Source organism: Planotetraspora thailandica (genome assembly GCF_016863335.1).
GTDB lineage: Bacteria > Actinomycetota > Actinomycetes > Streptosporangiales > Streptosporangiaceae > Planotetraspora > Planotetraspora thailandica.
Genome location: NZ_BOOR01000029.1, coordinates 18,795 through 31,538, shown reverse-complemented (window position 1 = coordinate 31,538; position 12,744 = coordinate 18,795). Strand labels below are relative to the sequence as shown.

Genomic DNA, 12,744 nt, shown 5'->3' with positions numbered 1-12,744 from the left:
CGCGCCGTTGTGCGCACGGCATCCTGGGTTCCAAACTTAGACCCATGACGACGACCGTGAACTCGCGTACGCACACCTGGGTCCCGCCGATGCCGCCTCCCGCGGGCCTGAGCGGTCTGGAGTTCCTCCAGGGGCTCATCGGCGGGGTCTACCCGCCGCCGCCGATCGCCGCGACGATGGGCTTCACGCTCGTCCACGTCGAGCCGGGCAAGGCGATCTTCGAGGGGGAGACGGGGGAGCACCTCTACAACCCGCTGGGCTCCATCCACGGCGGCTACTACGCCACCCTGCTCGACTCGGCCCTCGGCTGCGCCGTGATGACCCGCCTGCCCGCGGGCAAGGGCTACACGACGACCCAGTTGGGCGTCCACATGATCCGCCCGGCGTTCGCTCACACCGGAACCCTCCGGTGCGAGGCGAACGCCGTACACGTCGGACGCACGGTCGCGACCGCCGAAGCGCGGCTGATGGGCGTGGGCGACGGCAAGCTCTACGCCCACGGCACGACGACGTGCGCTATTTTCCCGACCGCGCCTTGAACAGGGCACGCTTGGCGGCCTTGCCGACCTGCTTGTCGGGGTGGGCGTCGCCCACGGCCTCCAGCAGCTCCTCCAGGTGCGGGTGAGGCACCTTCCAGATCACGTCGAGCAGTCCGATGATCGTCTGGGCGGGGCCGATGTCGTGCAGGCTGCTCACGAACTCGGCCCGGCCGAGCCCGGAGGAGATGGTCCACATGTCGAGGATCAGCCAGTGCGTGTCCGCCTGGGTGGGTTCGAGGGCGTCCTCGACGTCGAGCTGGGCGAGGTGGGTGGCGGCGTAGGGCCGCAGCGACGGCTCGGCGAGCGCCTCCTTCCACGCCGGCACGGCGACCTCTCCGAGGGACCCCACAAGGCTGGCCGCCTGTACGCGGATGAGCGCGTCGGCCTCGTCCTCCGCGGCGGCGGCGAGCAGTTCCGAGGCGGCCTGGGCCGGGTCGCGCAGAGCCATCCAGTCGGCGAACTCGGTGTCGGCCTCCTCTTCCGGCAGGTCGGCGCTGAACGACAGCAGGTCGAGGGCCGTCATGGCGTCGATCGCGGGACGGGCGTCCACCTCGATGTCCGCCTCGTCCACCAGGTGGACGACGCCTTCGGTGCCGAGCGGGGTCAGCGTGACGTCTCCGTCTTGCACGGTGACCATGCCGTATCCGGTCAGCCAGGCGATGACCGGCTCGAGCGGGTCTCCGGCCGCGGCCCACGCGTCCTGGCCGAGATCGTCGTATTCCGCGACGGCCTCGGCGAGTTCGTCGCGCAGTTCGTCCAGCGGGCGGCTGCCTCCGTTGAGGAGCACCCTGATCAGCAGGGCGCGGGTGAGCCCGGACAACGCCAGGGTCAGGTCGTCGTCGTCGAGTTCGGGGTCGCCGTAGTCGATCGAGTGGAGGCCGAGCATCCACACGTCCAGCGCGTCCTCGTCGTCCTCGAACGGCCAAGCCGCGGTGTCGGAGTCGACGCTCACGGTGTCGGCGCCCTCGGGGGCGATGAACTCCAGATCGATGGCGAGGTTCCAGATGTTCCAGAGCGCCTGGGGCTCCGGCAGGCCCAGCACCTTGACGGCCTCGCTCACCTCGTCCTCGGTGAGCAGGGTCTCCTCGCCGACCTTGCGGCCGGTGCCGACCCACAAGGCCAGGTCGCGGGCCTTGCCGACGAGCGGCGCCTGGCGCGCCGCCTCCGCCAGCTCGGTGTCGGGGCGCAGCCGGATCGTGGGGAGGTCGGCGATCTCGTCGGCGAAGGGCTCGAAGTCGCCGAGGCCGTCGTCCTCGTCGAGCTCGTCCTCCTCCTCGTCCCACTCGTGCTCGGCGATGGCGTCTTCCATCGCGTCGACGAAGTCGTCCTCGAGCTCGTCGATCTCCCCGAGCAGGTCGTCGAGGGAGTCGGAGCCGGGTGTCAGGCGCCCGGTCGAGGACAGGAAGGTCAGATAGGCCCGCAGGGCGGGCAGCATGCCGTCGGCGGCGGCGTCGGGGTCCTCGACGGCCTGGGGCATGCGCTCCAGCAGCAGTGCGCGCAGATCGCCGCGCTTCCACAGGCCTGCGTCGCCCTTGACGTCCAGGCGATGCCACAGCACCGCCGGGCCCACGAGATCAGGGTCGCTGTCCGGTGCGTTGGCCGGCGCCCAGAGGATGAATTCTTGGAGCAGGGGACGCAGTTCAGCGGCGGCTGCCTCGATGCGATCTGTCACCCCGCCAGCCTAGGGCCAACCGCCGCCGCTCTCTAATCAGTTGGCCCGCCGCATGGCCTCCGTGATCCTTTCGGCCGCGGCGACGACCGGGGCGGCGTGCATGCGTCCGGGCGTCCGGGTGAGGCGCTCGATGGGACCGGAGACCGAGACGGCCGCAATCACCTTGCCTCCTGCGCCTCTGATCGGCGCGGAGACGCTGGCCACCCCCTGCTCGCGCTCGCCGACGCTGTGGGCCCAGCCGCGCCGCCGTACGCTCGCGAGCGTGGCCGCCGTGAACTTGGCGCCGCGGAGCCCGCGGTGGAGCCGGTCGGGCTCCTCCCAGGCGAGCAGGATCTGGGCGGCGGAGCCCGCGGTCATCGGCAGCGCCGACCCGACCGGAACGGTGTCGCGCAGGCCGCTCGCGCGCTCGGCCGCGGCCACGCAGACCCGCTCGTCGCCCTGCCGGCGGTAGAGCTGGGCACTCTCGCCGGTGAGATCGCGGAGGTGGACCAGGACGGGCCCGGCGACCGCGAGAAGCCGGTCCTCGCCCGCGGCGGTCGACAACTCCGACAGCCGGGGCCCGAGGATGAATCTGCCCTGTGTGTCGCGCGAGACGATGCGGTGATGCTCCAGAGCGACCGCGAGCCGGTGGGCCGTGGGCCGGGCCAGCCCGGTCGCCTGCACGAGCTGAGCGAGGGAAGCGGGGCCCGCCTCCAGGGCATTGAGTACCAGAACCGCCTTGTCGAGTACTCCGACCCCGCTAGAGTTGTCCATACCCCGATACTGCCGTCTCGATATCCGAGATGCAAACTCGTTTGGGGTAATCCGACCGGGTACAGTGTCCATATCCCGATATTTCCGTCTCATCATCAGAGATTCCCGGGGTAGAACGCAAGGAGGCGTCACACCATGGGCCGCACACTGGCTGAGAAAGTCTGGGAGCAACACGTCGTCCGGCGTGCAGAGGGCGAGCCGGACCTGCTCTACATCGACCTTCACCTCGTCCACGAGGTGACCAGCCCGCAGGCGTTCGACGGCCTGCGTCTCAGCGGCCGGACCGTCCGGCGTCCCGACCTCACCATCGCCACCGAGGACCACAACGTGCCGACGGTACTCGGGCCGATCGCGGACGTGGTGTCGCGCACCCAGGTCGAGACCCTGCGGAAGAACACGGCGGAGTTCGGCATCCGGCTGCACCCCATGGGCGACGCCGGCCAGGGAGTCGTGCACATCATCGGCCCGCAGTTCGGCCTCACCCAGCCCGGCATGACGGTCGTCTGCGGCGACTCCCACACCTCCACCCACGGCGCCTTCGGCGCGCTGGCCTTCGGCATCGGCACCTCCGAGGTGGAGCACGTGCTGGCAACCCAGACGCTGCCCGCCTACCGGCCGAAGACCATGGCGGTCGAGGTCAAGGGCGCCCTGCCGTACGGTGTGACCGCCAAGGACCTGATCCTCGCGATCATCGCGCAGATCGGCACGGGCGGCGGCCAGGGCTACATCGTGGAATACCGCGGCGAGGCCGTACGCGCGTTGTCCATGGAAGGCCGCATGACGGTCTGCAACATGTCGATCGAGGCCGGCGCGCGGGCCGGCATGATCGCACCGGACGAGACCACCTTCGAGTACCTCCGCGGGCGCCCTCACGCTCCCTCGGGGGCGGCGTGGGACGAGGCCGTCGAGTACTGGAAGACGCTGCGCACGGACGACGACGCCGTCTTCGACAAGGTCGTCGAGATCGACGCCTCGACACTGACGCCGTTCGTCACGTGGGGCACGAACCCGGGGCAGGGCGCTCCGCTGGGTTCGGCCGTACCCTCCCCGGAGCAGTTCGCCGATCCGGTCGAGCGGGCCGCGGCCGAGCGGGCCCTGGACTACATGGGCCTGTCCGCCGGCACGCGCCTGCGCGACATCCAGGTCGACACGGTCTTCGTCGGCTCCTGCACGAACGGGCGGCTGGAGGACCTGCGCGCGGCCGCCGAGGTCCTGCGCGGCCGCACGGTCGTCACCCGCACGCTGATCGTGCCGGGCTCCATGCAGGTCAAGGCCGACGCGGAGGCCGAGGGCCTGCACGAGGTGTTCAAGGCCGCCGGCGCCGAGTGGCGCGAGGCGGGCTGCTCGATGTGCCTGGGCATGAACCCCGACACCCTCAAGCCGGGTGAGCGCAGCGCGTCCACCTCCAACCGCAACTTCGAGGGCCGCCAGGGCAAGGGCGGCCGCACCCACCTGGTGTCGCCGCAGGTCGCCGCCGCGACCGCCGTCACCGGCAGGCTCGCCGCGCCCGCCGACCTCTGACCCGGCCGAATCGTCCTTAGGAAAAGATCACTCATGGATGCCTTCACCACCCACACCGGCCGGGCCGTGCCGCTGCGGCGCAGCAACGTCGACACCGACCAGATCATCCCGGCCGTCTGGCTCAAGCAGGTCAGCCGTACCGGATTCGACAAGGGCCTGTTCTCCGCCTGGCGCGAGGACCCCTCCTTCGTCCTGAACGACCCCGCCTACGCCGGGGCCTCGGTCCTGATCTCCGGGCCGGACTTCGGCACCGGCTCGTCGCGCGAGCACGCCGTCTGGGCGCTCCAGCAGTACGGCTTCCGCGCCGTGATCTCCTCCCGCTTCGGCGACATCTTCCGGAACAACTCCACCAAGATGGGGCTGCTGCCCGTCGTCCTCCCCGAGGCCGTCGTGGAGGACCTGCAGGCCAAGGTGGAGGCGGACCCGGCCGCCGAGCTGACCGTCGACCTGGTCGAGAAGCAGGTGCGGCTCGGCGACGTCGTCGCGCCGTTCGAGATCGACGACTACACGCGCTGGCGCCTCATGGAGGGCCTCGACGACATCGGGCTGACCCTGCGTCACGCCGAGGACATCGATCAGTATGAGAATGGTCGGCAGCCATGGCTGCCGACGACCGTCTGAACGATCTTCAGACCCCGGATGACCTGCTGGCACGGCGACTGCGTGATGCGCATCGCCGTGTCGGCGCGTTAGCCTTGCCACAGGGGGAGCGGGCGCGCCTGACACGACGGCTCCTCGCGATATGCGACGTGGCAAAGCGGGACATAACTCATGCAGCCGCCCGGCTGGACGCCTTCTTCGCCTGTCTGGACGGCACATTCGACACGCCGAGCAGGCGAAACATGCCCCCCGGTGATTGAGTCCCGCGCCCTCGTCCCCTAATTTCAAGCGCGTAAGGGGGAGGAACCAATGAACAAGAAAGAACTCGTCGACGCGATCATCGACCGGGTCGGTGATAGGAAGACCGCCACCGAGGCTGTCAACGCGGTCCTCGACGCTATCCAGCACGCCGTCGCGAGCGGCGACAAGGTCTCGATCACCGGCTTCGGCGCTTTCGAGATGGTCCACAAGCCCGCCCGTACGGCCCGCAACCCTTCGACGGGCGACCCGATCAAGGTAGCCGAGAGCTGGGCGCCGAAGTTCCGCCCCGGCGCCGACTTCCGCGACCAGGTAAACGCCGGAGGCAAGGCGTCGGCGAAGAGGAAGTAGCCGGCAGAGCCACCTCAGCCACGAAACGGCGTCCGGATCATCCGGGCGCCGTTTGTGCTTCTCGCGGTTCCGGCCCTCCCGGGCTTCTTCTTCGGCGGGAGCCGTACGGAGGGGTCTAGGGAAGCGGGAACGTCGAGAGCGTGACGTAGGTGATCCGGCCGTCGCTCATGACGATGTTGACGCGCTGGCCGGAGCGCAGATGCCGCAGCGGCCCGGCGTCGAAGGCCGCCGCCTCGAACGCGATCTCCGTGCCGTCGTCCAGGAAGACCGAGCCGGAGCGCGTCTCCCCGTCGAAGCTCTTCACCGTCGCCTGCACGTGATCAGACTACTCGCGCTCGTGTCGCCGGTCTCGCGACGATTTCCCGGGATCCTCCTCGGCGTAGGTGGCGAGACCCCGGAGGATGATGTCGAGGCCGAGTTCGAACCGGTAGTCGTTGGACTCGCCCACCAGGAGGTCGGCGAGGGCGACCATGTTCGGGAACCGTTCCGGCGGGAGCGAGGAGAAGTAGTCCCTGATCTCGGCGCCAACCTGCTTCCAGGAGGCGTCGTTGAGACGCTCCTGCCACATGCTCTCCTCGAGGGTGAAGCCCTCCATGTAGGTGGACAGCAGGTCGCCGGCGATCGCCATGACCTTGTCCGGCAGGCCGCCCGCCCTGAGAACCGCGAATAGCTTCTCGACATGGGGGAGCAGATCCGCCGTGAACGGCGCGTGGGCCATCGAGATGCGGGCCATGTCGCGGTGTCTCAGCAGCCGCTGACGGCCGGCACGCGCGTAGTCCTTGATCTGCTCCTGCCAGTTGTCCGGATCGGGGTCGGGCAATTCGGCGTGGTCGAACAGCCGGGCGTACATGAGCTCGAAGAGCTCGTCCTTGCCCTCGACGTGCGCGTACAGGGCCGAGACGGCGACGCCGAGCTCCGCGGCGACCTGGCGCATGCTCAGCTTGTCGAGACCCTCGCGATCGAGCACGACGAAGGCGGCGTCGACGATCCGCTCTCTGGTCAGCGGAATCCTGGCCGGCGCCTGGCGTTTGCGCGGACGCTCCCACGGTGGTGTGGGCACGTCGTCCGGCTGGCTCATGAAGGACCTCCCGATCTCGCGGCCCATCGTAGGGACGGGGCTCAGAGGAGGCGAACACCGGTTTCTTTCGCGATATATCTTGTCTTGCTCATTCTTGAGATATATCGTGTCCAGTGTCGCTGAGCACTGTTTCGATAATAGAACACTGCTCAGTTTCTTCTGAACACTGTTCACCAATGGAGGAATGATGTCGGAGACGACGGCGAAAGCCGAGGTGGAGGCACCCCCGGGCGTCGTGCCGTACAGGTGGCGATGGGCGGCCCTGTTCGTGATCCTCGCCGCCGAGGTCATGGACCTTCTCGACGCGATGGTGACCAACATCGCGGCGCCGACCATGCGCGCCGACCTCGGCGGCACGTCCGCGACGATCCAGTGGATGGGCGCCGCCTACACGCTGTCGATGGCGGTCGGGCTGATCACGGGTGGCCGCTTGGGTGACATCTTCGGGCGCAAGCGGATGTTCCTCATCGGAGCCGCCGGGTTCACCCTCGGGTCGCTGCTGTGCGCCGTGGCCCAGTCGCCCGAGATGCTGATCGGCGCCCGGGTCGTGCAGGGCCTGTTCGGCGCGGTCATGCTGCCCCAGGGGCTGGGAATGATCAAGGAGATGTTCCCGCCGAAGGAGATGGGCGCGGCCTTCGGAATGTTCGGGCCGGTCATGGGGCTGTCCGCGGTGGGCGGGCCGATCCTGGCGGGGTGGCTCGTCGAGGCCGACTATTTCGGCACCGGCTGGCGGATGATCTTCCTGGTCAACCTGCCGCTCGGCCTGGCCGCGCTGGCGGCGGGATCACGCTTCCTGCCCGAGTCGAGGTCGCCGCACCCGCTCAAACTCGACATCCCCGGAGTGGTGCTCGCCTCCGTGGGAGGCTTCCTGGTGATCTACCCCCTGGTCCAGGGGCGGGAGAGTGACTGGCCGGCCTGGACGTTCGTCATGCTGGCGGCCGCGGTCGTCGTGTTCGCGGTCTTCGGCTGGTTCGAGTCGCGCAGGAGCCGCAACGGCGGTGACCCGCTGATCGTGCCCACGCTGTTCCGCAAGCGCGCCTTCACCGGCGGGCTGCTCACAGGCACGGTCTTCTTCTCCGGCATGGCCGGCTTCATGCTGGCCTTCAACCTCTACTGCCAGATCGGCCTCGGCTACTCCACGCTCAAGGCCGGACTGACCATGGTGCCCTGGTCGGCAGGCATGATCGTCGGCTTCGGCGTCGCTCAGGCCGTACAGAGGTTCGGGCGCAGGGTGCTGCACGGCGGCACATTGATCATGACTGCCGGTGTGCTCGGCGTGCTCTTCACGGTGAACGCCGAGGGGCTCCAGGTCACGCCGTGGCAGCTCGTGCCGGCGCTCGTCGTCAGCGGCGTGGGCATGGGCCTGCTGATGTCGCCGTTCTTCGACATCGTGCTCGCCGGTGTGGAGCAGCATGAGACTGGATCGGCGTCGGGCACGCTCACCGCGGTCCAGCAACTGGGGAACGCCTTCGGTGTGGCCCTGCTCGGTACGATCTTCTTCGATCTGCTGGGCTCCGTTCCGACTGCGGCCGGCTTCGAGCACGCAATGGAGGTCACCCTCTGGGTGGTCGCCGGAATGTTGCTCCTGACGTTCGTGGTGGCCTTCCTCCTCCCCAAGCAAGCCCGCGAAACCCCCGTTTAAGCCCCTCCCTTCAGAGCGCCTCTTCCCTTAGGCCGCCCCCTCCCTTGGGCGTGATCATGCAGAAGTTCGGCAGCGAGGCGTCTGGCCTGGCCTTTCCCAATCCGTGATCATGCAGAAGTTCGATCAAATGGGTTCCGACCTGGGTATTCGCTGAGCGTGATCATGCACTTGCTCGTGATTGTGAGCAGCCGGTCAGTTCGGTGCGCGAGGCTGCCTGCCTGCGGAAAGAGCTGGGCGGGCACGCAATTGCATGATCACGCGTGTCGTTCCCGCAGGTGGTGAACATGATTTCCGCGCATGTGCATGATCACGAATGGAAAAAGGCCAGGTCGGGCACCTTGCCGTCGAACTTCTGCATGATCACGAGCGGTGAAGAGGCACGTCAGGTGCCATCTCCACGAACTTCTGCATGATCACCCCCAAGGGGCCTGGTCACCACCACGAGAAGGGGGGATGATCACTCCGGCGAGGGGGAGGGTGTGGGGGCCGAGGCCTAAGGACATGGCTTGCCTGAGGTCGTCGATCGTGTCGACGTCACGACGGACGGACGGGATGCCCTCCACGGTCAGCTCCTTCGCCCCGCCCGACAGGTGCCTGGCCCGCGACTCGCCCCCGAACCGAGGACGGAACTCCACCCCCGGCGACACCCCGTAGAAGGTCGTCCCCACGTCGGCGGCGTCGGGCACGAACGACTCCTCGAACCCGAGGGCCGCTTCCAGCACCTTGTCCAGCTCCTCCGGGCGTAAGGCGGGCAGGTCGGCCTGGAGCGCCCCCACGGCGTCGCCGGGCGCGAGCCGTACCGCCTCGGCGGCACCCACGCGCAACGCGGTGTTGAGCCCCTTGTCCGGGTCGTCCACCACGTGAGCCCCGAGCTCGGCCAGCCGCTCGGCGGGGACGGGGTCCGCGGTCACCACCACCACACGGGCGACTCGGGCGCACCGGAGCGCCGCCGACACCGTGTCGCTCGCCACCGCGACCGCCAGCGCGGCCCTGTACGGCCCGGCCGCCCCCGCAAGGCGTGTCTTCGCCCTGATGAGGGTTTTGACCGGGACCACAATGGACCATCGAGCGAGCTGCATAGCCTTAAGCATCCCGCCTCGACATCCCGGCGACCCAACCGGGAGACTTGAGCCGCGCCGTACGACCTGGAGGCCAGGTGGGCGGGCGTAGACACGAACGAACGCAGCAGTGACCGGCGAAGCGCCGGCGGAGGAGGAAACGTGAGCCAGCCCAGCGAGCCGACCGGTGGCGAGGTGCAGCCGTCCCCGGCTGGGACACCCGCGTCGCGGCGCAGCTCACGTCCGCCCCGCTTCTGGGAGTTCCTCGCCGTTGTGATCGTGAAGCCCCTGTCGCTGCTCTTCATCAAGAGGCGCTGGCGTGGCGGCGAGAATGTACCGCGCAAGGGCGGCCTCATCATCGCGGCCAATCATCTGTCCTGGTCGGATCCGGTCCTGTTGTCGCACTACCTCTACAACACCGGACGCTGGCCGGTCATCCTCGCCAAGTCGGGCATCTTCAAGGTGCCGTTCCTCGGCCATGCGGTCGCGCAGTTGCGCGCGATCCCCGTTCACCGGGGCAGCACCGAGGCGACGCAGTCGCTGAAGACCGCCGAGGAGCGCCTGCGCGCGGGCGGCTGCATCCTCTTCTACCCGGAGGGCACGATCACCCGCGACCCCGAGCTGTGGCCGATGGCCGCCAAGACCGGCGCGGCGCGGCTGGCTCTCGCGACCGGTGTGCCGGTGGTGCCCATCGCCCACTGGGGCGCCCAGGAGCTTCTGCCGTACGGGGAGAAGAAGCCCCGCCTGTTCCCGCGCAAGACGTTCCATGTGCTAGCCGGGCCGCCGGTCGACCTGTCGAAGTACCAGGGACAGCCGTTGCGGGGATCGGTCCTGCGTGACGCGACCGCCGACATCATGGCCGCGGTCACCGACCTGCTCGCCGAGATCCGCGATGAGAAGGCACCCGAAGTGCCCTATGACCCGAAAAATGCGGCACAGGGCTGACAAGCGCGTACGGTGGTGAAGGGAATCCGACCCCGAGCCAGGCGATGAGGAGTGGTGAGCGACCAGTGAGCAAGGCGGTCGTCTTGGGTACGGGCTCGTGGGGAACCACGTTCGCGATGATCCTCGCGGAGGCGGGCACGAGCACGACTCTGTGGGGGCGGCGGGCCGAGATCGTCGAGGCGATCAACGAGCGGCACGAGAACCCCGACTACCTGCCGGGCCTGAAGCTTCCCGAGTCGCTGCGCGCCACCACCGACCCCGTCGCCGCCATGGAGGGGGCCGACTTCGTCGTGCTGGCCGTGCCGGCCCAGACGTTGCGCGGCAACCTCGCCGAGTGGAAGGACGCCATCCCGCCCGGCGCCGTGCTGGTCAGCCTGATGAAAGGCGTCGAGCTGGGCACCGGCAAGCGGATGAGCGAGGTCATCTGCGAGGTGGCCGAGGTGCCGGAGAGCCGTGTGGCGGTGGTCTCCGGGCCCAATCTGGTCCCCGAGCTCGCCCGGCGGCAGCCGGCCGCGGCTGTCGTCGCGTGCACGGACGAGGAGGTGGCGGGCAAACTCCAGGACGCCTGCCACCTGCCGTGGTTTCGCACTTACACGAACTCCGACATCGTTGGAGTCGAGCTCGGCGGCGCGGTCAAGAACGTCATCGCGCTGGCCGTGGGCGTCGCTGCGGGCATGGGCCTCGGTGACAACATCCGGGCCACGCTGATCACCCGCGGGCTCGCCGAGATCGCCCGGCTGGGTGCGGCCCTGGGCGCCGACCAGCACACGTTCGCCGGCCTCGCAGGCATGGGCGATCTGATCGCGACGTGCACGTCGCCGCTGTCGCGGAACCGGACGTTCGGCGAGAACCTCGGCCGCGGCATGACGCTGGCCGAGGTGGTGGCAGCGACCAAGCAGACGGCTGAGGGTGTCAAGTCGTGCGAGTCGGTGCTCGAGCTGGCCAGAAAGTACGACGTGGAGATGCCCATCACCGAAGTGGTCGTGGGGGTCGTCCATGACGGGCTGGCCCCGAGCGAGGCCGCGCTCCTGCTGATGTCGCGCTCACCCAAACCGGAGCGATACGGCCTGTGAACCCCATGAGGCGATCGCAGAGGAGGCCGGGGGAGAACACCCGGACCGTCCACCTGCCCTCGCCTCCGCTGCCCCGGCAGGTGCCGATCGGCCTCCCGGTGTGGCGCACCGCCTCTTGGAGTTTCGAGAGCTCGGGCGAGTACGCCGACGTGTTGTCCGGGCGGATTCCCGGCTTCGCCTACAGCCGGATAGACAACCCCACCGTCGCCGCCTTCGCCGCCGGGGTGGCCGCGCTGGAGGGCGCCGCCGCGCCTGACGACGTGTCGGGCGAGGCCTTCCCGTCCGGAATGGCGGCGATCAACACGGTCTTCATGACCTTCCTGCGCGCGGGGGCCCACGTCGTGGCGCCGGCTCCCGTCCACGGCGGCACGTACGCGCTGCTCACCGACGTGCTGTCCAGGTTCGGAGTGACCGTCGACTTCGTCGACTACTCCGATCTGCGCCGGGTCCACTCCGTGGTGCGTTCGGCGACGAAGATCCTTTATGCCGAGGCGCTGGCCCACCCGACGATGACGGTGGCCGACCTCAGAGGGTTGTACCGGATCGCCAGGGAGGCCGGGGCCCTGCTCGTCGTCGACTCCTCGACGGCCACGCCCGTCGTGTGCCGTCCCCTGGAGCACGGCGCCGACCTGGTGGTGCATTCGGCGACCAAATACCTGGGCGGCCACGACGACAGCAGCGGGGGCGTCGTGGTGGGGCGCCACGACCTGATGGCGCAGATCCGCTCGGTCCGCGTCGCCACGGGCGGCTCGCTCTCGCCGGACGACGCGTTCCTGCTGCACCGCGGCCTGGAGACGCTGACCCTGCGGGTGCGCCGGATGTGCGCCACCGCGATGGAGCTCGCCGCGGCGATCGCCAGGCATCCGGCGGTGCGCCGGGTCGACTACCCGGGCCTGCCCGGCCATCCCGCCCACCAACTCGCCCGGCACGTCTTCGACGCCGGCCCGGAGGGCACCCGCTTCGGCGCGTGCCTGACCGTAATTCCCCATGGGGGCTACGCCGCGGGCATGAGGCTCGCCGACGGGCTGCGCCTGGCCGAGATCGCCTCCTCCGTCGGCGGCACCCACACCAAGGTCACCCATCTCGCCTCGGTCGTACGGTCCGACGAGGCGCTTTCCGGCGTGGACGCGGGAGCCGTACGGTTCTCGATCGGGCTGGAGGACGCGGGCGATCTCATCATGGACGTCACCCAGGCGCTCGACGCGCTGTCACGTTCCACAAGTCCGGCGCGCGGCTGACAAGCCATTTTGCCCC

General features: G+C 69.2%; 14 protein-coding genes. 9 read left to right on the top strand and 5 right to left on the bottom strand.

What is annotated here, in order from left to right; translation table 11 throughout:
- Positions 1-44 precede the first annotated feature (44 nt).
- Entirely contained in the window at positions 45-539 is a 495-nt protein-coding gene (locus tag Pth03_RS20330; protein ID WP_203945912.1) for a PaaI family thioesterase, read from the top strand.
- On the opposite strand, the gene Pth03_RS20325 is transcribed toward Pth03_RS20330, so the two are convergent.
- Together Pth03_RS20325 and Pth03_RS20320 are read right to left on the bottom strand one after the other, a co-directional pair.
- Positions 517-2,211 (bottom strand): hypothetical protein, encoded by a 1,695-nt coding sequence (locus Pth03_RS20325; protein ID WP_203945911.1) that lies wholly within the window; start codon positions 2,209-2,211, stop codon positions 517-519. The two genes, Pth03_RS20330 and Pth03_RS20325, sit on opposite strands and share 23 nt — an antisense overlap.
- A 36-nt stretch (positions 2,212-2,247) precedes the next feature.
- Complete coding sequence (locus tag Pth03_RS20320; RefSeq protein ID WP_203945910.1) at positions 2,248-2,964, bottom strand: IclR family transcriptional regulator; 717 nt, start codon at positions 2,962-2,964, stop codon at positions 2,248-2,250.
- Positions 2,965-3,099: 135 nt separating this feature from the next.
- On the opposite strand from Pth03_RS20320, the gene leuC reads away from it, so the two are divergent.
- Genes leuC through Pth03_RS20300 form a run of 4 tightly spaced genes read left to right on the top strand, consistent with a single transcriptional unit; the run spans position 3,100 to position 5,694 of the window.
- A complete protein-coding gene (gene leuC / locus Pth03_RS20315) occupies positions 3,100-4,485 on the top strand; it encodes a 3-isopropylmalate dehydratase large subunit (protein ID WP_203945909.1) in 1,386 nt (461 codons plus the stop codon).
- A gap of 33 nt (positions 4,486-4,518) precedes the next feature.
- Positions 4,519-5,106: a 3-isopropylmalate dehydratase small subunit gene (gene leuD / locus Pth03_RS20310; RefSeq protein WP_203945908.1), complete on the top strand. Its 588-nt coding sequence runs from the start codon at positions 4,519-4,521 to the stop codon at positions 5,104-5,106.
- Complete coding sequence (locus Pth03_RS20305) at positions 5,085-5,345, top strand: SCO5555 family protein (RefSeq protein ID WP_203945907.1); 261 nt, start codon at positions 5,085-5,087, stop codon at positions 5,343-5,345. Before leuD ends, Pth03_RS20305 begins: the two co-directional genes overlap by 22 nt.
- A 49-nt stretch (positions 5,346-5,394) precedes the next feature.
- On the top strand, positions 5,395-5,694 hold the full coding sequence (locus Pth03_RS20300) for an HU family DNA-binding protein (protein WP_203945906.1): 300 nt from the start codon (positions 5,395-5,397) through the stop codon (positions 5,692-5,694).
- A gap of 115 nt (positions 5,695-5,809) precedes the next feature.
- Here the strand turns inward: Pth03_RS20300 and Pth03_RS20295 are convergent, their stop codons facing one another.
- The gene (locus tag Pth03_RS20295) at positions 5,810-6,010 is read right to left on the bottom strand and encodes a hypothetical protein (RefSeq protein ID WP_203945905.1); all 201 of its coding nucleotides are present in this window, start codon (positions 6,008-6,010) and stop codon (positions 5,810-5,812) included.
- A 9-nt stretch (positions 6,011-6,019) separates the two neighbouring features.
- On the bottom strand, positions 6,020-6,772 hold the full coding sequence (locus tag Pth03_RS20290) for a TetR/AcrR family transcriptional regulator (protein ID WP_203945904.1): 753 nt from the start codon (positions 6,770-6,772) through the stop codon (positions 6,020-6,022).
- Between the two features lie 187 nt (positions 6,773-6,959).
- Here Pth03_RS20290 and Pth03_RS20285 point away from each other — a divergent pair, with 187 nt between their 5' ends.
- The gene (locus Pth03_RS20285; protein WP_239119205.1) at positions 6,960-8,414 is read left to right on the top strand and encodes an MFS transporter; all 1,455 of its coding nucleotides are present in this window, start codon (positions 6,960-6,962) and stop codon (positions 8,412-8,414) included.
- A 413-nt stretch (positions 8,415-8,827) separates the two neighbouring features.
- Here Pth03_RS20285 and cofC read toward each other — a convergent pair whose 3' ends face one another.
- Positions 8,828-9,493, bottom strand: coding sequence for a 2-phospho-L-lactate guanylyltransferase (gene cofC / locus Pth03_RS20280; RefSeq protein ID WP_239119204.1), 666 nt, complete (start codon positions 9,491-9,493; stop codon positions 8,828-8,830).
- Positions 9,494-9,634: 141 nt separating this feature from the next.
- Between cofC and Pth03_RS20275 the strand changes: the two genes are divergently transcribed.
- The 3 genes from Pth03_RS20275 to Pth03_RS20265 all read left to right on the top strand — a co-directional run bounded on the left by Pth03_RS20275 (position 9,635) and on the right by Pth03_RS20265 (position 12,728).
- On the top strand, positions 9,635-10,417 hold the full coding sequence (locus Pth03_RS20275) for a lysophospholipid acyltransferase family protein (protein ID WP_239119203.1): 783 nt from the start codon (positions 9,635-9,637) through the stop codon (positions 10,415-10,417).
- Positions 10,418-10,482: 65 nt separating this feature from the next.
- On the top strand, positions 10,483-11,490 hold the full coding sequence (locus Pth03_RS20270; RefSeq protein WP_203945901.1) for an NAD(P)H-dependent glycerol-3-phosphate dehydrogenase: 1,008 nt from the start codon (positions 10,483-10,485) through the stop codon (positions 11,488-11,490).
- Between the two features lie 5 nt (positions 11,491-11,495).
- A complete protein-coding gene (locus Pth03_RS20265) occupies positions 11,496-12,728 on the top strand; it encodes a trans-sulfuration enzyme family protein (RefSeq protein ID WP_203945900.1) in 1,233 nt (410 codons plus the stop codon).
- Positions 12,729-12,744 lie beyond the last annotated feature (16 nt).

Excerpts from the sequence above, each read along its gene's own strand:
- Pth03_RS20330 (WP_203945912.1), top strand. The coding sequence starts at position 45 with ATGACGACGACCGTGAACTCGCGTACGCACACCTGGGTCCCGCCGATG.
- Pth03_RS20320 (WP_203945910.1), bottom strand. The coding sequence starts at position 2,964 with ATGGACAACTCTAGCGGGGTCGGAGTACTCGACAAGGCGGTTCTGGTA.
- leuC (WP_203945909.1), top strand. The coding sequence starts at position 3,100 with ATGGGCCGCACACTGGCTGAGAAAGTCTGGGAGCAACACGTCGTCCGG.
- leuD (WP_203945908.1), top strand. The coding sequence starts at position 4,519 with ATGGATGCCTTCACCACCCACACCGGCCGGGCCGTGCCGCTGCGGCGC.
- Pth03_RS20305 (WP_203945907.1), top strand. The coding sequence starts at position 5,085 with ATGGCTGCCGACGACCGTCTGAACGATCTTCAGACCCCGGATGACCTG.
- Pth03_RS20300 (WP_203945906.1), top strand. The coding sequence starts at position 5,395 with ATGAACAAGAAAGAACTCGTCGACGCGATCATCGACCGGGTCGGTGAT.
- Pth03_RS20290 (WP_203945904.1), bottom strand. The coding sequence starts at position 6,772 with ATGAGCCAGCCGGACGACGTGCCCACACCACCGTGGGAGCGTCCGCGC.
- Pth03_RS20285 (WP_239119205.1), top strand. The coding sequence starts at position 6,960 with ATGTCGGAGACGACGGCGAAAGCCGAGGTGGAGGCACCCCCGGGCGTC.
- cofC (WP_239119204.1), bottom strand. The coding sequence starts at position 9,493 with ATGCAGCTCGCTCGATGGTCCATTGTGGTCCCGGTCAAAACCCTCATC.
- Pth03_RS20265 (WP_203945900.1), top strand. The coding sequence starts at position 11,496 with ATGAGGCGATCGCAGAGGAGGCCGGGGGAGAACACCCGGACCGTCCAC.